This window comes from Burkholderia sp. Bp8998, assembly GCF_003854235.1.
Lineage (GTDB): Bacteria > Pseudomonadota > Gammaproteobacteria > Burkholderiales > Burkholderiaceae > Burkholderia.
Window position 1 is genome coordinate 20,603 of record NZ_QTQF01000011.1, and the last position, 24,939, is coordinate 45,541.

Below are 24,939 nucleotides of genomic sequence, written 5' to 3' on the forward strand. Positions count from 1 at the left end.
ATAAGGCGGCTGGCATCGGTCGCTCGCGGCGACCGGATGCCGGCCGCTGCGATGGGTTAGGACGAAGCTTCCGCGTCCGGGTGGAAATTCACCGGGCGCGCCGGCACGACCGTCGAGATGGCGTGCTTGTAGACCATCTGGGTCACCGTATTACGGAGCAACACGACGTACTGGTCGAACGATTCAATGTTCCCTTGCAGCTTGATGCCGTTGACGAGATAGATCGAAACGGGAACGTGCTCTTTGCGCAGTGCGTTCAAAAACGGGTCTTGTAACAATTGCCCTTTGTTGCTCATGGCGTACTCCATCTTTTTTTGCAGGTTGATCTGGATTGGCGACGAAGAAAAAGAGATCCGGCGCCAATCGCTACACTATAGCTGATTTTGCCTGCCCCGCCCGGCACTAGGCCATGCGGCCTATTCCTTGCCGGACGTGCGTGGCAGGCATGCTTCAGCCCTTGTCCGCGTACGGGTTGTTCGACGAACGGAACTCTATGCGCAATGGAGTCCCGGTCAGTGAGAAAGTTTCGCGGAATCGGTTTTCGAGGTAACGCTTGTACGTTTCCGTCACAGCGTCGAGCGCGTTGCCGTGGATGACGATCAGCGGCGGATTCTGGCCGCCCTGGTGCGCGTAGCGCAGCTTCGGACGCACCGGGCCGCGACGACGCGGCTGCTGGAACTCGACGGCCTCGATCAGCGCGCGCGTGAGCTTCGGCGTCGGCAGTTTCGCCATCGCCGCCGCGTACGCGTCGTCGACCGAGCGCATCAGTGCGCCGATGCCCGTCTTCTTCGCCGCCGAAATGTAGTGCGATTTCGCGAAGTCGAGGAATTTCAGCTTGCGGGTCAAATCCGCTTTCGCGCGATCGCGCGCGTGGTCGTCGAGACCATCCCACTTGTTGACGCCGATCACGAGCGCGCGGCCCTGTTCGACGACGAAACCCGCGATGTGCGCGTCCTGGTCGGAAATGTCCTGCTGCGCATCCAGCAGAAGAATGACGACGTTCGCGTCCGAGATCGACTGCAGCGTCTTCACGACCGAGAACTTCTCGATCGCCTCGAACACCTTGCCGCGGCGTCGCAGGCCCGCGGTGTCGATCAGCGTGTATTTCTTGCCGTTACGCTCGAAGTCGACGTAGATCGAGTCGCGCGTCGTGCCCGGCATGTCGAACGCGATCACGCGGTCCTCGCCGATCAGCGCGTTCACGAGCGTCGACTTGCCGACGTTCGGCCGGCCGACGATCGCGATCTTGATGCCGCGCGCCGGATCGTCCTCGTCCGCTTCCTCGGGCTGGCCCGCATACGCGACTTCCAGCGCCTCGTTGATCATGTCGGTCACGCCGTCGCCGTGCGCGGCCGAGATCGCGCGCGGATCGCCGAGCCCGAGCTCGTAGAAGTCCGTCGCGACCGCCGTGTATTTCATCCCCTCGGCCTTGTTGACCACCAGGAAGATCGGCCGGCCGGTCTTGCGCAGGTAGTCGGCGATCGACTTGTCCTGCGGCGCGAGCCCGTTACGGCCGTCGACGATGAACACGACGACGTCGGCTTCCTCGACGGCCTGCCGCGTCTGGCGTGCCATCTCGTGCAGGATGCCGTCCTTCGCGACGGGCTCGAAGCCGCCGGTATCGACGACCAGGTACGGCCGTGCGCCGACCCGCCCTTCGCCGTAATGGCGATCGCGCGTCAGGCCCGGCAAGTCGGCGACCAGCGCATCGCGCGAGCGCGTGAGCCGGTTGAACAGCGTGGATTTCCCCACATTGGGGCGCCCAACGAGGGCAATGACCGGTTTCATCTGTGTTTTCTACGGTGATGCGCAGCAGCGGGAGGCCCGCTGCTGCGGGCGGCTGCGCTGAATGAAAATATCACGAATTCGCGCCGCGCCGGATGCGCGCGCCGGGCGCGCGTTGCGCGCCGTCGTCTTTCGTCTCGAACTGCCTTTCAAATACCGAGCGGCCGGGGACACCGGCCGCCTTCGTGTCGCGCGACCGCGGCGCGCGGGACAGGCCCGCCACGCCGCGATTGCGCCTGTTGCGTGCGCGTCAGCGCGGACGGAACCCGTACAGGCCGCCGTCCTTCGTCTGCACGACGAGCGTATTGCCGGCCAGGACCGGCGCCGCGGTGATCGCGCTGCCGTCGGTCTTCATCCGGGCGATGAAGCTGCCGTCCTCGCGCGACAGGAAGTGCACGAAGCCGTTGTAGTCCCCCATCACGACCGCGTGGCCGAGCAAGTAGGGCACGCCGACGTCGCGGCTCTTCAGCTTGTCGTTGCGCCAAAGTTGGTTGCCGCTCGCCGCGTCGTAGGCCGTCACGACCGACCAGTCGTCGCCGCCGGCGACGACCGAATCGTCCTGCGCAAGACCGCTGCGGCTCGAGAACGCCTTTTCCCACAACGGACGGCCCGAGTTCGCATCGAAGCAGCCGAGCTGCCCCTGGAACGTGACCGCACACGCTTCGGCGCCCACGAGCGTCGGCGGACCGCTGACGTCGTTGATGCGCTCCACTTCGGTCACGCCCTTCGGGAACGACACCGGCGTCTGCCAGAACGGCTCGCCCGTCTGCAGGTTGATCGCGACGAGACCGCCGCCGGGGAAGCCCGCCAGCACGGCCGCATCGCCCGCGAACGTCATGCCGGCCGACACGCGCAGGTTCAGCGGCACCGCGCGGTTGCGGTAGTTCCACTTCTGCTCGCCCGTCTGCGCGTTGAACGCGATCACCTGGCCGTCGATCGTGCGCACGATGACGAGGCCGTTGCCGACCAGCGGCGGCGAGAAGATCTCGCCCTGCACGCTCGTCTTCCACAGCTGCTTGCCGTCGGGGCCGAGCACGAACACACCGCCCTTCAACGCGCCGACCGCGGTCAGGTTGCCGTCGCTGCCAACCCCGGCCGACAGGTCCGAACCGACCTTCGCGCGCCACAGCGTCTGGCCCGTCTTCGCGTCGATCTTCTCGACCGAACCGTTCTCGCCCGCCGCGTAGACGGCGTCGCCCACGGCCACCGGCGAGAACAGGTAGCGCCCGCCCTTGCCGACGCTCGCCTTCCAGACCTGTTGCACGTCCATGACGGGCTTGAACTCGGTGAGCGGTGTCGGCACGCGGCGCGCGTCCTTCGACGACGAGCAGGCCGCCAATGCCAGGACAGCCGCCGCGCAGGCGACGGGCACAGCGTAACGTTTCAGCAAATTCATCGGTTAGCGAAGCAGAGTTAAGAGGTTGAGGGGGCCGCGATCAGCCGCCGAGCGCATCAAGCTTGAACTGCACGAGCTGACGCGCGGACTGGTCGTCCTGCGGCAGGCCGTCGAGCGCGAGCTTGTATGCGGCGCGCGCATCGTCAGTCTTGCCTTGTGCCGCCAGCAGATCGCCACGGCGATCGGCCACGAGGCCCTTGAATGCATCGACCGGCGTGCCGGACAGCAGCGCGAGGCCCGCGTCGTATGCCTTCTCGTCGAGCAGCAGCGACGCGAGACGCAGCTTCGCGATCTGCTTGTACTCGTCGTCCTTGGCGTGATCGACGGCCCATTGCAGTTGCGCCTTCGCGCCGGCGGCGTCACCGGCCGCGTACAACGTCTTCGCGGCCGACAGCGCGGTCATCTGCGCATACGGCGTGCTGCCGAACTTGTCTTCCATGTCGGCGGCCGCACGGGCCATCGTCGCCTTGTCGTTCGCGGCGGCGGCCTTCTGCACCTGCTCGTACAACCCGGAAGCCTCGGCGGCCTGACGGCGCTGCCAGTAATTCCAGCCATTGAAACCGGCCGCGACGACCAGCGCCGCGAGCACGATCCACGTGGTGAGGTTTCCCCAGCGGGCCCACCACGCCTTGAGACTTTCAATCGATTCTTGTTCGTCGTGATAACTCATCGGCGAGCGATTCCTTCCTTGTCAGGCTTTTCTTGTCAAGCGAATGCCAGCGCGATCAGTCGTCGCCGTCTTCGGCGGATGCAACCATCGCATTGATTAGGAATTCGGTCAAGCTTTCGACCGGTACGGTCTGCTGAACGTTCTTTTCCCCGTCCTGGCCCGCACCGCGCAGCGCCTTCACGCCCACCGTGCCGTTCGCGACCTCTTCCTCGCCGAAGATCACCGCAAACGCGGCACCGCTCGCATCGGCCCGCTTCATCTGCGACTTGAAGCTTGCCGGCGCGCCGTCGGCGCTACAGTGGAAAATCACGTCGAGGCCCGTATCGCGCAGACGCTCGGCCGCGATGAACGCCTGTTCGCGCGCCGTCTCGCCCTGGTGCACCACGTACACGTCGACACCTTCCTGCTCGGGTGCGAGATCCTCTTCCTTCAGCAGCTCGAGAATGCGCTCGATGCCCATCGCCCAGCCGCATGCGGCCGTCGGCTTGCCGCCGAGCTGCTCGATCAGCGGATCGTAGCGGCCGCCGGCCGCGACCGTACCCTGCGCGCCGAGCTTGTCGGTCACCCATTCGAACACGGTCAGGTTGTAGTAGTCGAGGCCGCGCACGAGACGCGGGTTGATCTTGAACGGGATGTTGTTCGCGAGCAGCAGGCGCTGCAGCCCTTCGAAGTGGGCACGCGACTCGTCGCCGAGGAAGTCGATCAGCTTCGGTGCGTTCTGCGCGATTTCCTGCAGCGCGGGGTTCTTCGTGTCGAGCACGCGCAGCGGGTTTGTATACAGGCGACGCTTCGCATCCTCGTCCAGCACATCCGCGAACTGCTCGAGGTACTTGATCAGCTCGACGCGGTGCGCGGCACGCTCTTCAGCGAGGCCGAGCGAGTTGATCTCGAGCTTGATGCCGGTCAGGCCGAGGTCGTCCCACAGACGCTGGCACATCATGATGATCTCGGCATCCGCATCCGGGCCCGCGAAGCCGAGCGCCTCGACGCCGACCTGGTGGAACTGGCGGTAGCGGCCGCGCTGCGGACGCTCGTGACGGAACATCGGGCCGATGTACCACAGGCGCTTCGGGCCGTCGTACAGCATGTTGTGCTCGATCGACGCGCGCACGACGGCCGCGGTGTTCTCCGGGCGCATCGTCAGGTTCTCGCCGTTCAGCGCATCGGTGAAGCTGTACATCTCCTTCTCGACGATGTCCGTGACTTCACCGATGCCGCGCGTGAAGAGCTGCGTGTGTTCGACGATCGGCGTGCGGATGTTCTGGTAGCCGTACGCGCGCAGCAGCGATTTCACGGTAGCTTCGAAGAACTCCCAGAGGCCGGCATCCTGCGGGAGGATGTCGTTCATGCCCTTGACGCCGGTGAGCTTCTCGATCTTGCGTTTCTGTTCAGTCATCGTTCGTGTGTGTGGACGAATTTAGTTCAGGGCCTCGGTGCGGCCGTAATTGCGTGCGACGTAGTCGCTGACGATCTGCTGGAATTCCTCGGCGATCCGCTCGCCGCGCAGCGTCTTGACCTTCTCGCCGTCGATGAAGACGGGCGCGGCCGGGTTCTCGCCCGAACCCGGCAGGCTGATGCCGATGTTCGCGTGCTTCGACTCGCCCGGGCCGTTGACGATGCAGCCCATCACCGCGACGTTCATCTTCTCGACGCCCGGGTATTCCTTGCGCCAGACCGGCATCTGCTCGCGCAGGTAGGTCTGGATCTGCATCGCGAGTTCCTGGAACAGCGTGCTCGTCGTGCGGCCGCAGCCGGGGCACGCGATCACCATCGGTGCAAACGAGCGCAGGCCCATCGTCTGCAGGATTTCCTGGCCGACGATCACCTCGCCCGTGCGCGGCGCGCCCGGTTCCGGCGTCAGCGAAATGCGGATCGTGTCGCCGATCCCTTCCTGCAGCAGCACGCCGAGCGCGGCCGTCGACGCGACGATGCCCTTCGAACCCATGCCGGCCTCGGTCAGCCCGAGGTGCAGCGCGAAGCCGCAGCGGCGGCCGAGTTCACGGTACACGGCGATCAGGTCCTGCACGCCGCTGACCTTGCACGACAGCACGATGCGGTCGCGGCCGAGACCCAGTTCGACCGCGCGCTCGGCCGAGCCGATCGCCGACTGGATCAGCGCTTCGTACATCACGCTCTGCGCATCCCACGGCTGCGAACGCGCGCCGTTCTCGTCCATCATGCGCGCGAGCAGGTCCTGGTCGAGGCTGCCCCAGTTCACGCCGATCCGTACCGCCTTGTCGTACTTCGCCGCGGCTTCGATCATCAGCGCGAACTGCGTGTCGCGCTTCGCGCCCCGGCCGACGTTGCCCGGGTTGATCCGGTACTTCGACAGCGACTCCGCGCAACCGGGATAGTCGCGCAGCAGCAGGTGGCCGTTGTAGTGGAAATCGCCGACGAGCGGGACGGTCACGCCCATCCGGTCGAGCTGCTCGCGGATCGCCGGCACGGCGGCCGCGGCCTCCGGCGTGTTGACCGTGATGCGCACCAGTTCCGAGCCCGCGTTCGCGAGTTCCTTGATCTGGATCGCCGTGCCGATCGCGTCGGCCGTGTCGGTATTCGTCATCGACTGCACGCGCACCGGCGCATCGCCGCCGATCGTCACGAGCTGCCCGCCCCAACGAACATCCACCGCATGCGACACGCGACGCGGCTGATGCCCGCCGAACACCGGCTCGGTTGAACAAATCTGACTGCTGCGTGGGGATTGAGCTTCGGATTGCATCGATAGATCCATTTACGCGGAATGCGCCGCGAGGCGGCGCATGAATTGAAAAAGCGCCGTGCCCTCGCGGCCTGTCCAGGACAGGCCTGCGTCACGGCGCTTGACGTCAGGGCAGCGTGAACCGCGCCACGTTACCCCGCGCTGCCGAATATTTTGCCGGATCGACAGGTTTTCCGTCGAACGCGACCGCATCAAGGCCTGCCTTGTTGCCGATCGTGACCTTGAACGGCCCGTCGCCAGCGACCTGCTTCGTCTCGCCGGCCCGCACCAGCGCCGAGAACAGCTCCTTGCCGCTCTTGTCGCGCACGCTGAACCAGCAATCCTGCTTGACCTTCAGTTCGACCATCGACTGGCCTGCCGCCACCACGACGCTCGCAGGCTGGGCCGGCACGGCCGCGCTGCTCGCCGCCGCCGTCACGGCGAGCGGTTGCGACGCAGGCGCGGCGGCTGTCGGGGCAGAAGCCGGAGCCGGAGCCGGAGCCGCCGACGCAACGGCCTGCGGTGCCACGGCGGATGCCGCAACCTGCGCCGGGGCGTCACTACCGGCTGCCGTCGATGCGGCGCCCGCAGCGGCCCCTTCGACGGAAGACGCCGCCGGCGCGCTGGCCGCCGACGCATGTTCGGTGTTGCCGCCCTTGAAGCGCGCGAGCCAGCTCGACGAATCGCCGCCAGTGTGCCACATGAGTACCGCGATCACCGCGACGACGACGATCGCCGTCCCCCACAGCCACGGATGATGACCCGACGTTCCACCGAGCGGAATCGACACGCGGCCGCGCGGCAGATCCGTCCCCGACGACGCGGGCATCGACAGATCGACTTCCGGTACGCCGCGCTCGCGGCGCAATGCCTGCGCGAACGGCTCCGGATCGACGCCGAGCATCTTCGCGTAGCTGCGCACGACGCCGAGCGCGAATGTCACGCCGGGCAAATGACTGATGTCGCCTGCCTCGAGCGCACGCAGCTTCTGCGGAGCGACCTTGAGCCGCGCCGACACGTCGTCGACCGTCCAGCCCTTCGCTTCCCGGAGCTGCGCCAGCCGGCTGCCGACGGCTGCCAGCGTTTCAAGCCCCGCCGGTGCCGGCTTCGCGGCATTCGTCTCTGCGCCGTTTGTCGGCTGCGGCTCACTCATCCTTGTCCTCGCGTCGATTCTTCTTCACTGGGGCGCCGCCGGCTCTTGCCGGCCGGCACCCGCAACTGTCCATACCATGCGCGGCGCCGAGGCGCCGCGACCGATCGCTATTCGCGTGTTGTACCGCCAAAAAGTTCGGGCATCCGCTGCCAGGCAGCCCCGACTGGGCGTCCCCAACTAGGCGTCCCCGTCAAATCGCCCGAACTTCAATGATTTTTGCTGCTGCGCCCGTTCGCTCCGCCAGGCGCGTGCGGTCCTTCACGGCGCCGGCCAGTTGGCCACACGCGGCGTCGATGTCGTCGCCGCGCGTCTTGCGCACGGTCGTGACGACACCCGCGTCGATGAGGACCTGTGCAAAACGCTTGATCTGCTCCGGCTTCGAGCGGATGAGGCCCGATTCCGGAAACGGATTGAACGGGATCAGATTGAACTTGCAGGGCACGTCACGCGTGACGGCCAGCAGTTCGCGCGCATGCGCTTCGGTGTCGTTGACGCCGTCGAGCATGCAGTATTCGAAAGTAATGAAGTCGCGCGGCGCGACTTTCAGATAGCGCTGGCACGCGGCCATCAGCTCGCGAAGCGGATGCTTCTTGTTGAGCGGCACCAACTCGTCGCGCAGCGCATCGTTCGGCGCGTGCAGCGAAACGGCGAGCGCGACCGGCAGTTCGGCGCCGAGGCGGTCCATCATCGGCACCACGCCCGACGTCGACAGCGTGACGCGGCGGCGCGACAGTCCGTACGCGTTGTCGTCGAGCATCAGCCGCATCGCGGGCACGACCGCGCTGTAGTTCAGCAGCGGCTCGCCCATGCCCATCATCACCACGTTGGTGACGACCCGTTCGGCCTTGCCGTTCGGACCGGGCGCGCGACCGAGCGACGCACGCAGCGCAAATTCGGCCATCCGGAGCTGGCCAATGATTTCGGCTGTCGACAGGTTGCGGGAGAAGCCCTGCTTGCCCGTCGAGCAGAAGCGGCAATTCACCGCACACCCGGCCTGCGACGACACGCACAGCGTGCCGCGCGTCTCCTCCGGGATGAACACGGTTTCGACCGCATTGCCGTTTCCGACGTCGATCAGCCACTTGCGTGTACCGTCGGTGGAAACGTGATCGCTGACGATATCGGGCATCACGATCGACGCGCGGCCCTTGAGCTTTTCCCTCAGGGACTTCGCGAGATCGGTCATGCCGTCGAAATCGCCGGCGTTGTATTGGTGGATCCAGCGCTGCAACTGCTTGGCGCGGAACGGCTTCTCGCCGAGGCTGCCGCAGTACGCGACAAGACCCTCGGCATCGAAGTCGAGAAGATTGACGGAAGTTTCGCTCGTCATGATGTGCTGCCTTGCCGCGTGCGCTGAATCCTGCCTACTTGTTGCCAGCCAGGGCTTAGCGCGAGTAGACGTTCATTTCCGGGAAGAAGAACGCGACTTCGACCGCAGCCGTTTCGGCAGCGTCCGAGCCGTGCACGGCGTTCGCGTCGATGCTGTCGGCGAAGTCGGCGCGGATCGTGCCCTTTTCCGCCTTCTTCGGATCCGTCGCGCCCATCAGGTCGCGGTTCTTCAGGATCGCGCCTTCGCCTTCCAGAACCTGGATCATCACCGGGCCCGAGATCATGAAGTCGACGAGGTCCTTGAAGAACGGACGTGCCGCGTGAACTGCGTAGAACTTCTCTGCGTCCGCACGCGACAGGTGTGCCATGCGCGATGCGACGATCTTCAGGCCGGCGCCTTCGAAACGGCTGTAGATCTGGCCGATCACGTTCTTTGCCACCGCATCCGGCTTGATGATCGACAGGGTGCGCTCGATTGCCATAAAAACTCCAAGAAATTAAGAAGTTACAGGTTCAAATGAATCCGCTATTGTAGCACGATCCCGTGTATCATTGCGATTGAACCCTTACACGAGCGAAAGGTTCCGAATCCATATGTTTTTGCGCCGCCCGGCCATTGAAACCTCGCGGCACGGAACGTATCTTAGCCATAGCTGCTCCGGTTTGCTGCGCCGCACATCGCGCGCGCCGAACCGGCCCCGGACGCCCACGCGTTCAATGTTAGGAGAAACCATGAACGACTATCCGTACAATTTCGGCCGCGGCGGCTCCGTCAGCACCGCGGAGGTTCGCAATCGCGTGCTGCGGAACACGTACTGGCTGCTCGCGCTGTCGATGGTGCCAACGGTGCTGGGGGCATGGGTCGGCGTCGCGACGGGCTTCTCGCTGTTCGCGGCCACGAGCCCGATGATGAGCCTGCTTGCGTTCTTCGCGATCGCGTTTGGCTTCATGTTCGCGATCGAGCGGACGAAAAACAGCGCGGCCGGCGTGTTCGTGCTGCTCGGCTTCACGTTCTTCATGGGCCTGATGCTGTCGCGCCTGCTGAGCTTCATCCTCGGCTTCTCGAACGGCCCGTCGCTGATCATGCTCGCGTTCGGCGGCACCGGCATCATCTTCGCCGCGATGGCGACGATCGCCACCGTCAGCAAGCGCGATTTCTCGGGGCTCGGCAAATGGCTGTTCATGGGCGTGATCGTGATCCTGCTCGCCTCGGTCGCGAACATCTTCCTGCAACTGCCGGCGCTGATGCTCACGGTGTCCGTGCTCGCGATCGCGATCTTCTCGGCCTACATGCTGTTCGACGTCCAGCGCGTCGTGAACGGCGGCGAGACGAACTACATCTCGGCCACGCTCGCGATCTACCTCGACTTGTACAACGTGTTCACGAACCTGCTCGCGCTGCTCGGCATCTTCGGCGGCAACCGCAACTGACGTTCGCGGCACAGCATGAAAAAACCGGCCCGAGGGCCGGTTTTTTTACGTCCGCCGCCCGGCTCAGTCGCGCTCGAACAGTGCGATCGATTCGACGTGCGACGTATTCGGGAACATGTTCACGACCCCGGCGCCCTTCAGCCGGTAGCCGGCCTCGTGCACGAGCAGGCCTGCGTCGCGCGCGAGCGTCGACGGGTTGCAGGACACGTAGACGATGCGCTTCGGCAGCGGACCTTCGCCGCTCTGCGCGATTTCGGCCAGCGCCTTCGACACCGCGAGCGCGCCTTCGCGCGGCGGGTCGATCAGGAACTTGTCGAACGCGCCGAGCGCACGAAGGTCGTCGCCCGTCACCTCGAACAGGTTCCGGCACGCGAACGTCGTGTGGCCATCGACGCCGTTCTCGCGCGCATTCGCCAGCGCGCGGGTCGTCAGCGTTTCGCTGCCTTCGATGCCCATCACCTCGCGCGACAGCCGCGCGAGCGGCAGCGTGAAGTTGCCGATCCCGCAGAACAGGTCGAGCACGCGATCGTCGCGCGACGGCGCGAGCAGGCGCAGCGCACGGCCCACCAGCACGCGGTTGATCTGGTGGTTGACCTGCGTGAAGTCGGTCGGCTTGAACGGCATGCGGATGCCGAACTCCGGCAGCGTGTAGTCGAGCGGCACGTCGAGCGGATAGAACGGCGCGACCGTGTCCGGGCCCTTCGGCTGCAGCCAGAACTGCACCTTGTGCTCGTCCGCGAACGCGCGCAGCAACGCCTCGTCGTCCGCATTGATCGGCTCCAGCACGCGTAACACCAGCGCCGTGACTTGCGAACCGACCGCGAGTTCGATCTGCGGCATCCGGTCACGGATCGACAGCCCCTCGACCAGCCGGCGCAACGGCACGAGCATCGCCGACACGTGCGGCGGCAGCACTTCGCAGCTCGTCATGTCCGCGACATAGCTGCTCTTCTTTTCGTGGAACCCGACCAGCACGCCCCCCTTCTTCGCGACGTTGCGCACGGTCAGGCGCGCACGGTAGCGGTAGCCCCACGACGGGCCGTGGATCGGCGCGAACATCGTCTCGGCGCGCAGCTTCGACAGATGCCACAGGTTGTCCTCGAGCACGCGCTGCTTGATCGCCACCTGCGCACGCATGTCGAGGTGCTGCATCGAGCAGCCGCCGCAGGTGCCGAAGAATTTGCACTTCGGCTGCGTGCGCAGCACGCTCGGGCGCAGAATGTCGACAACGGTCGCCTGCTCGTAGCTCGGCTTGCGACGGTAGCTCGAATAGGTCACGCGCTCGCCGGGCAGCGCGCCCTCGACGAAGATGACCTTGCCCGGCGTGCCGTCCTCGGTCGCCGTGCGGCCGACACCGCGCGCTTCCATGTCGAGCGATTCGATCTCGAGAACCGGGGCAGGCCCGGGCGCGACGGGCGCATTTTTCGATTTGCGCGCAGAAGTGGGGACGGCTTCGGACACCAGCTTTTCCTGACAAAACGTTGAAGAAGGCGAGATTGTAGACGACGAAAGCCCGCATCGCCCGCTTTCATGGCGCAAGCGTCGATACTGACGCATCTACCGCGCCGCGTCATGCAGGAACGGCCGGCAGGCGCGCGCTCCGGCCGCCCGCCGCCGGCCTGGATGCGCGACGTCTCGCCAGGCCAGCGGGTGGCACAAGCTCTGCTCGCAGGAGACCCAAGAGACTCGGGAGGCTCGACCATGCGACTGATCGACTGGAACATCCAATGGGGTCGGGACGCGGACGGCGTCGTCGACCTCTCGCGCACCATCGCCGTCGCCCGCCGGCTCGGCGACTTCGACGTGCTGTGCCTGCAGGAAGTCACGCGCGGCTTCGGCGCACTGCCCGGCCAGCCGGGCCCCGACCAGTTCGCCGAACTGGCGGCCTTGCTGCCCGGCTATACGATCGTCGACGCGATCGGCGCCGACCTGCCGGCGCTCGAACCCGGCGCGCCGCGCCGCAAGTTCGGCAATGCGATCGCGACCCGGCTGCCGGTCGGGCGCGTACTGCGCCAGTTGCTGCCGTGGCCGGCCGACGCCAGCGCACCGTCGATGCCGCGCGTCGCGCTCGACGTCGAGCTGGTGACGCCGTCGGGCTCGTTGCGGGTCCTCACGACGCACCTCGAATACTATTCGGCGCGCCAGCGACTCGCGCAGGTCGATGCGTTGCGCGACCGGCACCGCGAGGCCTGCGCGCACGCGGACCAGCCCGCGCCGGCGGAGAATGCCGCGGGGCCGTTCAGCGCGACCGGCCAGCCGCGCGACGCGATCGTCTGCGGCGATTTCAACAGCGCGTTCGGCAGCGATGCGTACCGGCGCATGCTGGAGCCGATCGCCGACGCACCGCCGTTCGCCGATGCGTGGGTCGCCCGACACCCGGGCCACACGCCGCCGCCGACCGCCGGCGTCTACGACACGGTCCAATGGTCGGAAGGACCGCTCGCATGCGATTTCGTGTTCGTGACCGATACGCTGCTGCCGCACGTCACACGCTGCGAGATCGACGGCGATGTACGCGCGTCGGATCACCAGCCGGTCGTGCTCGAACTCGATTGCAATTGATCACGGCCGCGACGCGGGCCGCCCGCGTCACACGTCGAATCCGGCCAGGTATTCGGCCCAATGCGATGCGGGCTCCTGCGCGAGCGCGTTCTTCACGAGCAGGATCTCGTCCGCATATTCGCTCGGCGTCAGGCCGCCGCGCATCAGCTGGAACCGGCAATACAGCAGGTAGGTATTGACGACGTCGGTTTCGCAATAGTTGCGGATTTCCTCGATCCTGCCGTCCTGAAACGCCGGCCACACCTGGCTGCCGTCCATCCCGAGCTTGCCCGGAAAGCCGCACAGCTTCGCGAGCGCGTCGAGCGGCGCATTCGCGCGCGCCTGATACATCGCGAGCACGTCCATCAGATCGGTATGCCGCGAGTGATAGCGCGAGATGTAGTTGTTCCACTTGAAGTCGCGATCGTCCTCACCCAGATCCCAGTAGCGGGTCGCGGGGATCCCGTGCACGAGCGCACGGTAATGGAGCACCGGCAGATCGAAGCCGCCGCCGTTCCACGACACGAGCTGCGGCGTGTACTTCTCGATCACGCGATAGAACGACTGGACCAGCGTCGCCTCGTTGTCCTGGGGCGTGCCCAGCGAGCGGACGCGGAACCCGTTGTTGTCGCGGAACACGCAGGAGATCGCCGCGATACGCTGCAGGTGATGCGGCAGGAAATCGCTGCCGGTCTTCTCGCGGCGCGCGGCAAACGCATGTTCGGCCACCGCGGCATCGTCGAGCGTCGCAGGCAGGTCTTCCAGACGGCGAATGCCGTCGACATCGGGAATGGTCTCGATGTCAAAAACGAGAATCGGTGTCATCGGTTACAGAACGGCGTCCTTGCGCACGCCGTTGGAGGCGAAGAACCGCTTGAGGCGCACCAGCGCTTCCTGCTGGATCTGCCGCACGCGCTCGCGCGTGAGCCCCATCTCGTCGGCCAGCTCCTCGAGCGTGGCCGGTTCGATGTGGTTCAGGCCGAAGCGGCGCTCGATCACGTGCCGATGCTTGTCGGACAGCCGCGACAGCCATGCGCGCGTGAGCGTCTCGAGCTCGCGATGCTGCACCTCGGCGTCGGGCGACTGACTCTGATCGTCGGGCAGCAGGTCGAGCAGGCTGCTCGCGGGATCGAGATCGAGCGGCGCGTCGAGCGACGCCGTGTGCTCGTTGAGCGCGAGGATGTCGGTGACTTCCTCGGCGGTCTTGCCGGTGAGATAGGCGATGTCGTCGATACTGGCTTCGCGGCGCTCGGCCGCTTCGCCCGTCGACATCGAATTCTTTTCGAGGTGGCGCTTCGCGCGCAGCACCTGGTTCAGTTCGCGGATCACGTGCACGGGCAGGCGGACGGTGCGAGCCTGGTTCATGATCGCCCGTTCGATGCTCTGCCGGATCCACCACGTCGCGTAGGTCGAGAAGCGAAAGCCGCGCGTCGGGTCGAACTTTTCGATCGCGTGCATCAGGCCGAGATTGCCTTCCTCGATCAGGTCGAGCAGCGGCACGCCGCGGTTCAGGTAACCCTTCGCGATGCTGACGACGAGACGCAGGTTCCGCTCGATCATCACCTGCCGTGCCTCGAATTCGCCGGCCTTCGCGAGACGGGAATAGCGCTGCTCCTCCTCGACGGTCAGGAGCGGCTTCACGCTGATGCGGTTCAGATAATGCTGGATCGTGTCGGCCGTGAGTTCGGCCTGCAGCATTGCGCGGAAATCGTCGACGTCGGGCGCGGCTTCCGTCCGGCCTTCGCGCTCTTCGTCGCCGTCCGCTTCGGCGTCGCTTGCCTCGAGATCACGTTCGTTTTCCGCGACGTCGTCCTCGTCGTCCTTCGAAGCGCCAGCTCGCTCCACCGATGCTTGCGTGGCACGACTGATCTTCTCAGACTCGGCTTGCGGCTCGTGGCGCTTCGATTTCGGCATGGTCGTCTCGGTTATTGAGGCGGCAAATACTTCAGCGGATCGACAGGTTTACCCTGACGGCGAACCTCGAAATGCAGCATCACGCGGTCAGCATCGCTGTTACCCATCTCGGCGATCTTCTGCCCCTTCGTCACCGCGTCCCCCTCTTTTACCATCAAAGCGCGATTGTGTGCATACGCCGTGAGGTAAGTCGCATCGTGTTTGATGATAATGAGGTTGCCATAGCCGCGCAGGCCGTTGCCCGAGTAGACGACGCGGCCGTCGGCCGCCGCCTTCACGGCTTCGCCGGACGTGCCGCCGATATTGACGCCCTTGTTCTTCGCGTCGTCGAAACCGTTCAGCACCGGGCCGCGCACGGGCCACGCAAACGTGACGGGGCCGCTCGGCGCTGCTGCCGTATCGCTCGATGCGGCGGCAGCCGGCGGCGTGATCGCCGACGACGAGCCCGCGGCCGGCGTCGCCGGACCGCTGCTGAGCGGCGCGGTCGCAACGGCGGCACCGGTGATCGGCGCGGCAGCCGGCGAGCCGGCAACCGCGGCACCGCCCGGCGGCGCGACACGCAGCAGTTGGTCGACTTCGATCTGGTTCGGGTTCGCCAGGTTGTTCCACGTGGCGATGTCGCGATAGTTCTGCCCGTTCTCGAGCGCGATCCGGTACAGCGTATCGCCCGGTTTCACACGGTAGAAGCCGGGCGGCGGCGGGCCGAGCGGCACCGCCGGCTGCGCGGCGGCGGTCGTGCCGAGCGATCCGGAGCGGTCGACGACGGGCGCGTTGTCGAGCCGCGTCGCACAGGCGGCCAGTAGCGTGGAGAACGCAGCCACACAGATCGCGCGCTGGGCGAACGTGAGCGGTTCCCTGGTTCGGTTGTCTTGCATCGCGCGCAACATACTCATCGGTTTCAAATCACTCCGGATTTTAAAGGGACAAAGAAAACGCGATCAAGCCGCGACTCCCGCCATTGCGCGTGCGCGACGCGCTCGACGAGCGTGAGCACCTGGGGCTGCCCGCTCTGCGCGCCGACCGGCGCGACGAGCCGCCCGCCGATCGCGAGTTGCTCGAGCAGCGCCTGCGGCACGTCGAGCCCCGCCGCCGCGATCACGATCGCGTCGAACGGGCCCGCGGACGGCAGGCCGACACGTCCGTCGCCGTAATGCAGACGGATGTTCGGCACGCGTAGCGGCCGCAGGTTCAGCTTCGCGCGCTCGTAGAGCGGCTTGATGCGTTCAATCGAATACACGTCGCGCGCCACGTGACTCAGCACCGCGGCCTGGTAGCCGCAACCGGTGCCGATCTCGAGCACGCGCTCGAGCGTGCGGCCGGCCATCGCGAGCTCGATCATGCGCGCGACGACCGACGGCTTTGAAATCGTTTGCTGATGGCCGATCGGCAACGCGGAATCTTCATAGGCCTGCGTCGCGAGCCCCGGATCCACGAACATGTGGCGCGGCACCGCGGCCATCGCATCCAGCACGCGCGCATCGGTCACGCCGTTCGCGCGCAGGCGTTCGACCATGCGCTCGCGCACACGTTCCGAGGTCAGCGCGAACGCACCGGCCGGCGCGACGCTTGGCGCAGCCGGCTTCGGCATCGCGGGCTTCAGCACGGTCGGCTTCGGTGCGGTCGCCGGCTTCGCGGCGGTCGTGCCGGGCACCGTGCGGGCGACGCCCGTCTTCACCGCCACCGGCTTCAGCACGGCGGCAGGCTTGTCGACGGCCTTCGGCACCGCGCTCGCCGCATGGCGTTCGCCGGCCCGGCCGTCCGATTTGCGTGGCGCTCGCTTGAGATCTTCGAGCGCGAGCGGGAACCGCTTCGCGCGCTCGCCGCTCATGAAGCCCGCCCTCCTGCGCGCGCCCATTCGCGCGTGGCAGGCAGCATTTGCGTATGCGTGAGATCGAGCTGCAGCGGCGTAATCGATACGAAACCGTTTGCGACGGCGTGGAAATCGGTGCCTTCGCTCGCGTCCAGCGCCGCACCCGCGGCACCGATCCAGTAAACCGGCTCGCCGCGCGGGTCGGTCTGGCGAATCACCGGCTGGGACGGGTGACGCTTGCCGAGGCGCGTGACCTGCCAGCCTTTCAGTTCGTCGTACGGCAGATTCGGAATATTGACGTTCAGCAGCGGCTGACCGGGCAGCGGATGCGCGAGATAGTGCTCGACGATTTCCGCGGCGACGCGCGCCGCGTCCGCCAGATGCGCCCAGCCCTTGTCGGCCAGCGAGAACGCGATGGCCGGCACGCCGAACATGATGCCTTCGGTGGCGGCCGCAACTGTCCCTGAATAGAGCGTGTCTTCGCCCATGTTCTGGCCGTTGTTGATCCCCGACACGACGAGGTCGGGTCGCGCGTCGGCCATCCCCGTCAACGCGACGTGCACCGAATCGGTCGGCGTGCCGTTCACGTAGAAGAAACCCGTATTCGCCGCGCGCTGCACCGACAGCGGCCGCGACAGCGTGAGGGAATTCGATGCGCCGCTGCAGTTCTGCTCGGGCGCGATCACGGTGAGGTCGGCCAGCGGCTGCAGCGCGTCGCTGAGCGCGGCGAGACCGGGGGCGAGATAGCCGTCGTCGTTGCTGAGTAGGATTCGCATCCGGCGATTGTAACCGAGGAAAGATGGCGCGAGAGCGACAGTCCGGCAGCGGCGGACGGGCCCGCGCACACGACGCATGCACGGTGCGCCGCCGCCCTGCGCGGCCGCATTCTGCGCGTACGGGAAAACGCCGGGCCACCCGACGTTTTCCGCCCCGAAGGCGTTCTCCTTGCGGGATGCCGCTCACGGAAGCCTGGCGCAACGCGCCCGGCCTCCGCGCGCTCAGATCGCGCCGGCCTCGCGCAGCGCGGCGATCGCCTGCGCGTCGTAGCCGAGGCCGTGCAGCACCTCGTCCGTATGCTCGCCGAGTTCGGGCCCGAGCCAGCGCGTTTCGCCCGGCGTGCCGGACAGCTTCGGCGTGATGTTCGGCAGCGGGATGTCGGTGCCGTCGGCCAGTTTGAAACGCTGGATCATCTGCCGCGCGACGAACTGCGGATCGGTGAACATGTCGGCGGCGCTATAGATGCGCCCGGCCGGCACGTCGGCCGCGTTGAGCACGGCGAGCGCCTCGTCGATCGTGCGCGGCGCGAGCCACGCGGCGATCGCATCGTCGATCTCCTGCGTGCGCGGCACGCGTCCGTCGTTCCGTGCAAGCGCGGGATCGTCGGCGAGGTCGTCGCGCTCGATCGCCTTCATCAGCCGCTTGAAGATCGGGTCGCTGTTGCCGCCGATCACGATGCTGCCGTCGCGGCACGCGTAGGTGTTCGACGGCACGATGCCCGGCAGCGACGCGCCGGTGCGCTCGCGCACCATCCCGTACACGCCGTACTCGGGCACCACGCTTTCCATCATGTTGAACACCGCTTCATACAGCGCAACGTCGACCACCTGCCCCGCGCCGCCGTTCACCTTGCGGTGGTGGAGCGCCATCAGCGCGCCGATCACGCCGTGCAGCGCGGCGATCGAGTCGCCGATCGAGATGCCGATGCGCGGCGGCGGCAGATCCGGATAGCCGGTGATGTGGCGCAATCCGCCCATCGATTCGGCAATCGCGCCGAAGCCCGGCCGGTCGCGATACGGGCCCGTCTGCCCGTAGCCGGACAGGCGCACCATCACGAGACCGGGGTTGTCGGCCGACAGCACGTCGTAGCCGAGCCCGAGCTTCTCGAGCAGGCCCGGCCGAAAGTTTTCGATCACGATGTCGGCCTCGCGCGCGAGCTGCCGCGCGATCGTCTTGCCGGCATCGGATTTCAGGTTGAGGGTGACCGATTTCTTGTTGCGTGCCTGGACCGACCACCACAGCGACGTGCCGCCCTGCTCCGGATGCAGCTTGCGCCACTTGCGCAACGGGTCGCCGCCGTTCGGATCCTCGATCTTGATCACTTCCGCGCCGAATTCGGCAAAGAGGCGCGACGCGAACGGCCCCGCGATCAGCGTCCCGAATTCGAGCACTTTGACGCCCGCGAGCGGGCCCTGGCTGGTGCTCATGTGTCTCCCTTGCATGAGGAACGGCGCCGCCGGGCGGCAGCGCCCGGCTTACATCGTGCGGCGGTCGAGCATCGCGCGGGCGATGGTGCCCGCGTCGACGTATTCGAGCTCGCCGCCCACCGGCACGCCGCGCGCGAGCCGCGTGACCGCGAGCCCGCGTGCCTTCAGCGTCTGGCCGAGGTAGTGTGCTGTGGCTTCGCCCTCGTTCGTGAAGTTGGTCGCGAGCACGACCTCCTTGACGATCCCGTCGGACGCGCGCCGCACGAGCCGGTCGAAATGGATTTCCTTCGGGCCGATCCCGTCGAGCGGGCTCAGCCGCCCCATCAGCACGAAATACAGCCCGCGGTACGTCATCGTCTGCTCGAGCATGATCTGGTCGGCCGGCGTCTCGACGACGCACAGCAGCGTCGGATCGCGCTCCTCGTCGCTGCACACCTCGCAGATCTGCGCTTCCGTGAACGTATTGCACTTCTCGCAGTGCTGCAGGTGCTCGGTCGCGAACAGCAGCGACCGGCCGAGCCGCTCCGCGCCCTCCCGATCATGCTGCATCAGGTGGTACGCCATGCGTTGCGCGGATTTCGGCCCGACGCCGGGCAATACGCGCAACGCTTCGACGAGCGCGGACAGGGCGGACGGCTGTTTCATACGGCGGCTGAAGGCTGAAGGCTGAAGGCTGAACAGGCTGAGCGGGCTGAACGGACGCTGCGCTCAGAACGGCAGCTTGAAGCCCGGGGGCAGCGGCAGGCCCGACGTCATGCCGCTCATCTTTTCCTGCGACGTCGCTTCGGCCTTGCGCACGGCATCGTTGAACGCGGCCGCGACCAGATCCTCGAGCATGTCCTTGTCGTCCGCGAGCAGGCTCGGGTCGATCGCCACGCGACGGACTTCGTTGCGGCAGGTCATCGTCACCTTGACGAGGCCGGCACCCGACTGCCCTTCGACTTCGATCTGCGCAAGCTGCTCCTGCATCTTCTTCATGTTTTCCTGCATTTGCTGCGCTTGCTTCATCAGTCCGGCGAGGTTGCCTTTCAACATGGGAATACTCCTTCTTGATCGTGTGGAAACCGGCACGCGGCGCGTGCCGGTCAATATGCGCGGGCGTGATTGCGCCTGTCGCGGTGCGATTCGTTCAATGCAGCGTCGGCGTGCCATCCTGCGCCGAATCGGCGAGCGGCCGTACCGAGCCTTCGACGATACGCGCGCCGAAGTCGCGTACGAGCTGCTGGACGAACGGATCGCCATGGATGTCCTGCTCGGCCTCGCGCTGGCGTGCCGCGCGCGCGGCCGCATCGAGCGCCGCCGCGGTGCGCCGCGCGGGCCCGACCTCGACCGCCACCTCGACAGGCTTGCCGAGCGCGTCGGCCAGCGCGGCCTTCAGCTTCGCGACCTGTGCGGCGTCCGCATACTGCGGCACCGGTACGGACAGTTTCAACGTCGTCGCGTCGACCGCCGTCAGCTCGCTGTTGAACGCGAGTTGATACGCGACGCCCTTCAGCGGCAACCGCGCAGCCAGCGCCGGCCACTCGCCGTCGAAGCCGACCGGGTCGAGCACGATCGCGGGCGGCAGCGGCCGCATGTCGACCGGCGCGGACGGACGGGCCTCCGCCGGCTTCGGCGCAATGCGCACGTCGTCGGGGCCGCTGTCGAACACGGGGACGAAGCCGTCGTCGGCCGCGCCGCCGAACATCTCGTCTGCGCTGAGCGGCACGTATTCGTCCGGCGGGATGTCTTCCCACGGCGGCGGGGCCTGGCGCGTGTCGGCTGCCTGCGGCGCGCGGGCTGCCGAGCGCGGCGTCGGCACCTGCACGGCGGGACGCGATGCCGCCGGTTTCTCGACGGCCGGCTGGGCCGCCGCCGGCTTCGGCGCGGCGCCCGCCCGCGAGCGGTCGGACGACACGCGCATGCCGGCATTGCGCAGCACGTCGAGTGCGGCAGCGGCACCACCGCGAGCCGACGGGCGCGCGGCAGGCTCGGCCGGCGCAGCACGCGGCGCCGGTTCGGCAGGCAGCTCAGGTTCGTCGTTGCGCTTGGCGGCAGCAGGCGGTTCAGGTTCGTTGCGGACAGCCGGTGGCGCATCGCTCGCCGGTGCCGCTTGAGGTGCCGGGTACGCTTCCGGCTGTTCGGCCACCGATGCTTCGGCCGCAGCGGCTGCCGGCGTCGAAACAGGCTTCACGGCGGGCGAAGTCACCGCATCGGCGGACTGGGCCGGCGACGGACGCGCAGCGGGTACAGCGGGTACAACCGGTGCGGCCGCTTGCGGGCGCGCTGCCTCCGCGGCTGCCGGTGCCAGCGCCGATGGCCTAGATGCCGCAACCGACGCAGCAGCAGCAGCAGCGGCCGCACGCGGTGCAGGTGCTGGCACGGCACGCGGCACGGCCGGCTGACCGCCCGGCGCACTGCCGGCGCCGGCGGCCGGCTCGAACGCGAGCATCCGCAGCAACGTCATCGTGAAGCCGGCGTATTCGTCCGGCGCAAGGCCGAGCTCCGCACGTCCGACCGTTGCGATCTGATAGAACAGCTGAACCTGCTCAGGGCTCAGTGTCTCCGCAAAGCGGCGCAGGTCGGCCGCTTCCGGCCATTCGTCGAGTACCGAGCCCGGCGCGAACTGGGCCCAGGCGATCCGGTGCAGCAGGCTCGCGAGATCCTGCAGCGCGGTGGAAAAGGACAGGCTGCGCAGCGACATCTCGTCGGCGATCGCGAGGATCTCCGGGCCGTTGCCGGCCGCGAGCGCATCGAGCAGGCGCACCATGTAGGTCTGGTCGAGCGCGCCGAGCATGCCCGACACGGCCGATTCGGTCACTTCGTTCGCCGAATAGGCGATCGCCTGGTCGGTCAGCGACAGCGCATCGCGCATGCTGCCCTGCGCGGCGCGCGCGAGCAGACGCAGCGCCTGCTGCTCGAACGAGATCTGCTCTTCGCCGAGGATCCGCTCGAGATGCGACACGATGTGCCCGGCCGGCATCTGCTTCAGGTTGAACTGCAGGCAGCGCGACAGCACGGTGACGGGAATCTTCTGCGGATCGGTCGTCGCGAGGATGAACTTGACGTGCGGCGGCGGCTCCTCGAGCGTCTTCAGCATCGCGTTGAACGCGTGGTTCGTCAGCATGTGCACTTCGTCGATCATGTAGACCTTGAAGCGCGCATCGACGGGCGCGTACACCGCGCGCTCGAGCAGCGCGGCCATCTCGTCGACGCCGCGGTTGCTCGCCGCATCCATCTCGACGTAGTCGACGAAACGGCCTTCGTCGATCTCGCGGCACGCGCGGCACACGCCGCACGGCTGCGACGTGACGCCGGTTTCACAGTTGAGCGCCTTCGCGAAGATCCGCGACAGCGTCGTCTTGCCGACGCCGCGGGTTCCGGTGAACAGATAGGCGTGATGGAGACGCCCGCCGTCGAGCGCGTGCGTGAGCGCCCTGACGACGTGCTCCTGGCCGACGAGCGAAGCGAAATCCTTCGGACGCCACTTGCGTGCGAGAACTTGATAGGTCATCGGGAAATTGTATCAGTAACGCTGCGTCGCGCCGACAGGCGAACCGGTGCGGAAACGGGCAAAGCGCAGGCAATACGGAGAGTGACGCAGAAATAAAAAACGCCCGGCGAACGGGGCGAGAGGAAAGGTGACGAGCCCGACCCTCGGCACTGGCGAAAAACGATTGTGGCTGCTTCGTTCCCGACCTGACCAGGTTCACCGCCCCACCATGCGAGGAGGCCCGTCACGGCATATTCTATCACCGCTTCCGGCCGAATGCGACCGTTTGTTCGCAACAATGCGAATGTTCGAGCAAACCGGCGCGCGTGCGGGCAGGCCAATCCGGCGCCAACACGCGGATTCATGCCGCGACTCTTGTATTTTGCGAGCCGGCCTCCACCTTCCGAACACAACGGTCGAACGGCGCGCCGTACCCCTACTTGCATAGCGGCTACTATCGCCGCCCGCAGCAGATAGCAATTTAGGCTAATATGACGCCCGAACGACCCGCGAGCCGCGCCATGCAGCGCTTACGCCCCTCCTTCCGGAGAGCGGAGTGACCTGCCGCAGCGGCCGGCAGCCGACAGGCCGCCGGAGCGCCGCAACGCGCCAAGCAGGCAGTCCCCGAACCGTAAGAGGTATTGACCCAATGAGCGAACAGATCAAACACATCAGCGACGCATCGTTCGAACAGGACGTCGTCAAATCCGACAAGCCCGTGCTCGTCGACTTCTGGGCCGAATGGTGCGGCCCCTGCAAGATGATCGCCCCGATCCTCGACGAAGTCGCGAAGGACTATGGCGACAAGCTGCAGATCGCGAAGATCAACGTCGACGACAACCAGGCGACGCCGGCCAAGTTCGGCGTGCGCGGCATCCCGACGCTGATCCTGTTCAAGAACGGCGCGGCCGCCGCACAGAAGGTCGGTGCGCTGTCGAAGTCGCAGCTCACCGCATTCCTGGACAGCCACCTGTAATACCGGCCGTTCCGCGGACGTGTTGTCAACCGACAACACGTCCGCCGTCAAGCCGCCGTTCGGCCGCTCAGGCGCGAATCGGCGTATGCTAGAATCAAAAAACGTCTACAAGACGCATTAAGTCTCAGAGCGCTTCCGCTCGCCCTCCTCCCTTATTTCTTTTCGTCGCTTCTCCTCCCTGGCGGGTTCTCCGTATGCATTTATCCGAGCTCAAGTCTCTGCACGTGTCCGAACTGATCGAAATGGCCAATGGCCTGGAGATCGAAAACGCGAACCGCCTGCGCAAGCAGGAGTTGATGTTCGCCATTCTCAAAAAGCGCGCCAAGACGGGAGAGACGATCTTCGGCGACGGCACGCTCGAAGTGCTGCCGGACGGCTTCGGCTTCCTGCGCTCGCCGGAAATGTCGTACCTCGCGAGCACCGACGACATCTATATCAGCCCGTCGCAGATCCGCCGCTTCAACCTGCATACCGGCGACACCATCGAAGGTGAAGTCCGCACGCCAAAGGACGGCGAGCGCTACTTCGCGCTGGTGAAGGTCGACAAAGTCAACGGGCAGCCGCCCGAGGCCTCGAAACACAAGATCATGTTCGAGAACCTCACGCCGCTGCACCCGAACAAGCCGCTGTCGCTCGAGCGCGAAATGCGCGGCGAAGAGAACGTCACGGGCCGCATCATCGACATGATCGCGCCGATCGGCAAGGGCCAGCGCGGCCTGCTCGTCGCGTCGCCGAAGTCGGGCAAGACCGTGATGCTCCAGCACATCGCACACGCGATCAAGCAGAACCATCCGGACGTCATCCTGTTCGTGCTGCTGATCGACGAGCGCCCTGAAGAAGTGACCGAAATGCAGCGCTCGGTCGCCGGCGAAGTGATCGCGTCGACGTTCGACGAACCGGCCACGCGTCACGTCCAGGTCGCCGAAATGGTGATCGAGAAGGCCAAGCGCCTCGTCGAAATGAAGCACGACGTCGTGATCCTGCTCGACTCGATCACGCGTCTCGCACGCGCGTACAACACCGTGATCCCGGCGTCGGGCAAGGTGCTGACGGGCGGTGTCGACGCGAACGCGCTGCAGCGTCCGAAGCGCTTCTTCGGCGCGGCGCGCAACATCGAGGAAGGCGGCTCGCTGACGATCATCGGCACCGCGCTGATCGAAACCGGCAGCCGCATGGACGACGTGATCTACGAAGAGTTCAAGGGCACCGGCAACATGGAAGTGCACCTCGAGCGCCGTCTCGCGGAAAAGCGCGTCTATCCGTCGATCAACCTGAACAAGTCGGGCACGCGCCGCGAAGAAATGCTGATCAAGCCCGAGATCCTTCAAAAGATCTGGGTGCTGCGCAAGTTCATCCACGACATGGACGAAGTCGAGGCCATGGAATTCCTGCTCGACAAGATCCGCCAGACGAAGAGCAATTCCGAGTTCTTCGACCTGATGCGCCGCGGCGGCTGATCGCCCTCGCCCCGCACCGAACGGCCGCCCGCGCATTTCGCCCGGCGGCCGTTTTTCCGTCCCGACCTGAACGTGAACGTACAGGTTGATCTATAATCGC

General features: G+C 66.4%; 23 protein-coding genes and 1 other RNA gene. 4 read left to right on the forward strand and 20 right to left on the reverse strand.

What is annotated here, in order from left to right; genetic code table 11:
- Positions 1-56 precede the first annotated feature (56 nt).
- The 9 genes from hfq to ndk all read right to left on the reverse strand — a co-directional run bounded on the left by hfq (position 57) and on the right by ndk (position 9,516).
- Positions 57-296, reverse strand: a complete 240-nt coding sequence (gene hfq, locus DIE06_RS13480) for an RNA chaperone Hfq (protein ID WP_006399927.1) — start codon at positions 294-296, stop codon at positions 57-59.
- Positions 297-450: 154 nt separating this feature from the next.
- Positions 451-1,788 carry a ribosome biogenesis GTPase Der gene (gene der, locus DIE06_RS13485; RefSeq protein ID WP_124661846.1) on the reverse strand — a complete coding sequence of 446 codons (1,338 nt, stop codon included), beginning with the start codon at positions 1,786-1,788 and terminating at the stop codon, positions 451-453.
- 247 nt (positions 1,789-2,035) lie between these two features.
- Positions 2,036-3,181 carry an outer membrane protein assembly factor BamB gene (gene bamB, locus DIE06_RS13495; RefSeq protein ID WP_124614458.1) on the reverse strand — a complete coding sequence of 382 codons (1,146 nt, stop codon included), beginning with the start codon at positions 3,179-3,181 and terminating at the stop codon, positions 2,036-2,038.
- Positions 3,182-3,221: 40 nt separating this feature from the next.
- Positions 3,222-3,851: a tetratricopeptide repeat protein gene (locus DIE06_RS13500; protein WP_124661847.1), complete on the reverse strand. Its 630-nt coding sequence runs from the start codon at positions 3,849-3,851 to the stop codon at positions 3,222-3,224.
- Positions 3,852-3,906: 55 nt separating this feature from the next.
- On the reverse strand, positions 3,907-5,247 hold the full coding sequence (hisS, locus tag DIE06_RS13505; protein WP_124661848.1) for a histidine--tRNA ligase: 1,341 nt from the start codon (positions 5,245-5,247) through the stop codon (positions 3,907-3,909).
- Positions 5,248-5,268: 21 nt separating this feature from the next.
- Positions 5,269-6,573 carry a flavodoxin-dependent (E)-4-hydroxy-3-methylbut-2-enyl-diphosphate synthase gene (gene ispG / locus DIE06_RS13510; RefSeq protein ID WP_124661849.1) on the reverse strand — a complete coding sequence of 435 codons (1,305 nt, stop codon included), beginning with the start codon at positions 6,571-6,573 and terminating at the stop codon, positions 5,269-5,271.
- 106 nt (positions 6,574-6,679) lie between these two features.
- On the reverse strand, positions 6,680-7,705 hold the full coding sequence (locus tag DIE06_RS13515; protein WP_124661850.1) for a helix-turn-helix domain-containing protein: 1,026 nt from the start codon (positions 7,703-7,705) through the stop codon (positions 6,680-6,682).
- A gap of 190 nt (positions 7,706-7,895) precedes the next feature.
- The gene (gene rlmN, locus DIE06_RS13520; protein WP_044848980.1) at positions 7,896-9,035 is read right to left on the reverse strand and encodes a 23S rRNA (adenine(2503)-C(2))-methyltransferase RlmN; all 1,140 of its coding nucleotides are present in this window, start codon (positions 9,033-9,035) and stop codon (positions 7,896-7,898) included.
- Between the two features lie 55 nt (positions 9,036-9,090).
- On the reverse strand, positions 9,091-9,516 hold the full coding sequence (gene ndk / locus DIE06_RS13525) for a nucleoside-diphosphate kinase (RefSeq protein ID WP_011352265.1): 426 nt from the start codon (positions 9,514-9,516) through the stop codon (positions 9,091-9,093).
- A gap of 250 nt (positions 9,517-9,766) precedes the next feature.
- On the opposite strand from ndk, the gene DIE06_RS13530 reads away from it, so the two are divergent.
- On the forward strand, positions 9,767-10,465 hold the full coding sequence (locus DIE06_RS13530; RefSeq protein ID WP_006761414.1) for a Bax inhibitor-1/YccA family protein: 699 nt from the start codon (positions 9,767-9,769) through the stop codon (positions 10,463-10,465).
- A gap of 63 nt (positions 10,466-10,528) precedes the next feature.
- On the opposite strand, the gene rlmD is transcribed toward DIE06_RS13530, so the two are convergent.
- Positions 10,529-11,926: a 23S rRNA (uracil(1939)-C(5))-methyltransferase RlmD gene (gene rlmD, locus DIE06_RS13535; RefSeq protein WP_124661851.1), complete on the reverse strand. Its 1,398-nt coding sequence runs from the start codon at positions 11,924-11,926 to the stop codon at positions 10,529-10,531.
- 240 nt (positions 11,927-12,166) lie between these two features.
- Between rlmD and DIE06_RS13540 the strand changes: the two genes are divergently transcribed.
- Entirely contained in the window at positions 12,167-13,027 is an 861-nt protein-coding gene (locus tag DIE06_RS13540; RefSeq protein ID WP_124661852.1) for an endonuclease/exonuclease/phosphatase family protein, read from the forward strand.
- A gap of 27 nt (positions 13,028-13,054) precedes the next feature.
- On the opposite strand, the gene DIE06_RS13545 is transcribed toward DIE06_RS13540, so the two are convergent.
- From DIE06_RS13545 to ffs, 10 genes are all read right to left on the reverse strand, one after another.
- Positions 13,055-13,831 carry a 3'-5' exonuclease gene (locus DIE06_RS13545; protein WP_059449876.1) on the reverse strand — a complete coding sequence of 259 codons (777 nt, stop codon included), beginning with the start codon at positions 13,829-13,831 and terminating at the stop codon, positions 13,055-13,057.
- A 3-nt stretch (positions 13,832-13,834) separates the two neighbouring features.
- Positions 13,835-14,920 (reverse strand): RNA polymerase sigma factor RpoS, encoded by a 1,086-nt coding sequence (gene rpoS / locus DIE06_RS13550; protein ID WP_124661853.1) that lies wholly within the window; start codon positions 14,918-14,920, stop codon positions 13,835-13,837.
- Between the two features lie 11 nt (positions 14,921-14,931).
- Complete coding sequence (locus DIE06_RS13555) at positions 14,932-15,813, reverse strand: peptidoglycan DD-metalloendopeptidase family protein (protein ID WP_124661854.1); 882 nt, start codon at positions 15,811-15,813, stop codon at positions 14,932-14,934.
- 5 nt (positions 15,814-15,818) lie between these two features.
- Positions 15,819-16,748, reverse strand: coding sequence for a protein-L-isoaspartate(D-aspartate) O-methyltransferase (locus DIE06_RS13560; protein ID WP_124661855.1), 930 nt, complete (start codon positions 16,746-16,748; stop codon positions 15,819-15,821).
- Complete coding sequence (gene surE, locus DIE06_RS13565) at positions 16,745-17,506, reverse strand: 5'/3'-nucleotidase SurE (protein WP_124661856.1); 762 nt, start codon at positions 17,504-17,506, stop codon at positions 16,745-16,747. Before surE ends, DIE06_RS13560 begins: the two co-directional genes overlap by 4 nt.
- Before the next feature lie 222 nt (positions 17,507-17,728).
- Complete coding sequence (locus DIE06_RS13570) at positions 17,729-18,934, reverse strand: CaiB/BaiF CoA-transferase family protein (RefSeq protein WP_124661857.1); 1,206 nt, start codon at positions 18,932-18,934, stop codon at positions 17,729-17,731.
- Positions 18,935-18,982: 48 nt separating this feature from the next.
- Entirely contained in the window at positions 18,983-19,579 is a 597-nt protein-coding gene (gene recR / locus DIE06_RS13575) for a recombination mediator RecR (protein ID WP_014896897.1), read from the reverse strand.
- A 63-nt stretch (positions 19,580-19,642) separates the two neighbouring features.
- Positions 19,643-19,969 (reverse strand): YbaB/EbfC family nucleoid-associated protein, encoded by a 327-nt coding sequence (locus tag DIE06_RS13580; RefSeq protein ID WP_006755698.1) that lies wholly within the window; start codon positions 19,967-19,969, stop codon positions 19,643-19,645.
- Between the two features lie 94 nt (positions 19,970-20,063).
- Entirely contained in the window at positions 20,064-22,427 is a 2,364-nt protein-coding gene (locus DIE06_RS13585; protein ID WP_124661858.1) for a DNA polymerase III subunit gamma/tau, read from the reverse strand.
- A 126-nt stretch (positions 22,428-22,553) separates the two neighbouring features.
- Positions 22,554-22,652, reverse strand: an RNA gene (gene ffs / locus DIE06_RS13590) — signal recognition particle sRNA small type.
- A 403-nt stretch (positions 22,653-23,055) separates the two neighbouring features.
- On the opposite strand from ffs, the gene trxA reads away from it, so the two are divergent.
- Both trxA and rho read left to right on the forward strand, forming a co-directional pair.
- Positions 23,056-23,382 (forward strand): thioredoxin TrxA, encoded by a 327-nt coding sequence (gene trxA / locus DIE06_RS13595; protein WP_006402348.1) that lies wholly within the window; start codon positions 23,056-23,058, stop codon positions 23,380-23,382.
- 194 nt (positions 23,383-23,576) lie between these two features.
- Entirely contained in the window at positions 23,577-24,839 is a 1,263-nt protein-coding gene (rho, locus tag DIE06_RS13600; RefSeq protein ID WP_006478662.1) for a transcription termination factor Rho, read from the forward strand.
- Positions 24,840-24,939 lie beyond the last annotated feature (100 nt).

Bases quoted from the DNA above. Each gene is read 5' to 3' on its own strand.
- surE (WP_124661856.1), bottom strand. From the start codon at position 17,506: ATGCGAATCCTACTCAGCAACGACGACGGCTATCTCGCCCCCGGTCTC.
- DIE06_RS13530 (WP_006761414.1), top strand. From the start codon at position 9,767: ATGAACGACTATCCGTACAATTTCGGCCGCGGCGGCTCCGTCAGCACC.
- rpoS (WP_124661853.1), bottom strand. From the start codon at position 14,920: ATGCCGAAATCGAAGCGCCACGAGCCGCAAGCCGAGTCTGAGAAGATC.
- DIE06_RS13515 (WP_124661850.1), bottom strand. From the start codon at position 7,705: ATGAGTGAGCCGCAGCCGACAAACGGCGCAGAGACGAATGCCGCGAAG.
- recR (WP_014896897.1), bottom strand. From the start codon at position 19,579: ATGAAACAGCCGTCCGCCCTGTCCGCGCTCGTCGAAGCGTTGCGCGTA.
- hisS (WP_124661848.1), bottom strand. From the start codon at position 5,247: ATGACTGAACAGAAACGCAAGATCGAGAAGCTCACCGGCGTCAAGGGC.
- DIE06_RS13500 (WP_124661847.1), bottom strand. From the start codon at position 3,851: ATGAGTTATCACGACGAACAAGAATCGATTGAAAGTCTCAAGGCGTGG.
- DIE06_RS13570 (WP_124661857.1), bottom strand. From the start codon at position 18,934: ATGAGCACCAGCCAGGGCCCGCTCGCGGGCGTCAAAGTGCTCGAATTC.
- rlmN (WP_044848980.1), bottom strand. From the start codon at position 9,035: ATGACGAGCGAAACTTCCGTCAATCTTCTCGACTTCGATGCCGAGGGT.
- bamB (WP_124614458.1), bottom strand. From the start codon at position 3,181: ATGAATTTGCTGAAACGTTACGCTGTGCCCGTCGCCTGCGCGGCGGCT.
- der (WP_124661846.1), bottom strand. From the start codon at position 1,788: ATGAAACCGGTCATTGCCCTCGTTGGGCGCCCCAATGTGGGGAAATCC.
- hfq (WP_006399927.1), bottom strand. From the start codon at position 296: ATGAGCAACAAAGGGCAATTGTTACAAGACCCGTTTTTGAACGCACTG.
- DIE06_RS13585 (WP_124661858.1), bottom strand. From the start codon at position 22,427: ATGACCTATCAAGTTCTCGCACGCAAGTGGCGTCCGAAGGATTTCGCT.
- DIE06_RS13560 (WP_124661855.1), bottom strand. From the start codon at position 16,748: ATGAGCGGCGAGCGCGCGAAGCGGTTCCCGCTCGCGCTCGAAGATCTC.
- rho (WP_006478662.1), top strand. From the start codon at position 23,577: ATGCATTTATCCGAGCTCAAGTCTCTGCACGTGTCCGAACTGATCGAA.
- ndk (WP_011352265.1), bottom strand. From the start codon at position 9,516: ATGGCAATCGAGCGCACCCTGTCGATCATCAAGCCGGATGCGGTGGCA.
- trxA (WP_006402348.1), top strand. From the start codon at position 23,056: ATGAGCGAACAGATCAAACACATCAGCGACGCATCGTTCGAACAGGAC.
- DIE06_RS13580 (WP_006755698.1), bottom strand. From the start codon at position 19,969: ATGTTGAAAGGCAACCTCGCCGGACTGATGAAGCAAGCGCAGCAAATG.
- ispG (WP_124661849.1), bottom strand. From the start codon at position 6,573: ATGCAATCCGAAGCTCAATCCCCACGCAGCAGTCAGATTTGTTCAACC.
- DIE06_RS13545 (WP_059449876.1), bottom strand. From the start codon at position 13,831: ATGACACCGATTCTCGTTTTTGACATCGAGACCATTCCCGATGTCGAC.
- DIE06_RS13555 (WP_124661854.1), bottom strand. From the start codon at position 15,813: ATGAGTATGTTGCGCGCGATGCAAGACAACCGAACCAGGGAACCGCTC.
- DIE06_RS13540 (WP_124661852.1), top strand. From the start codon at position 12,167: ATGCGACTGATCGACTGGAACATCCAATGGGGTCGGGACGCGGACGGC.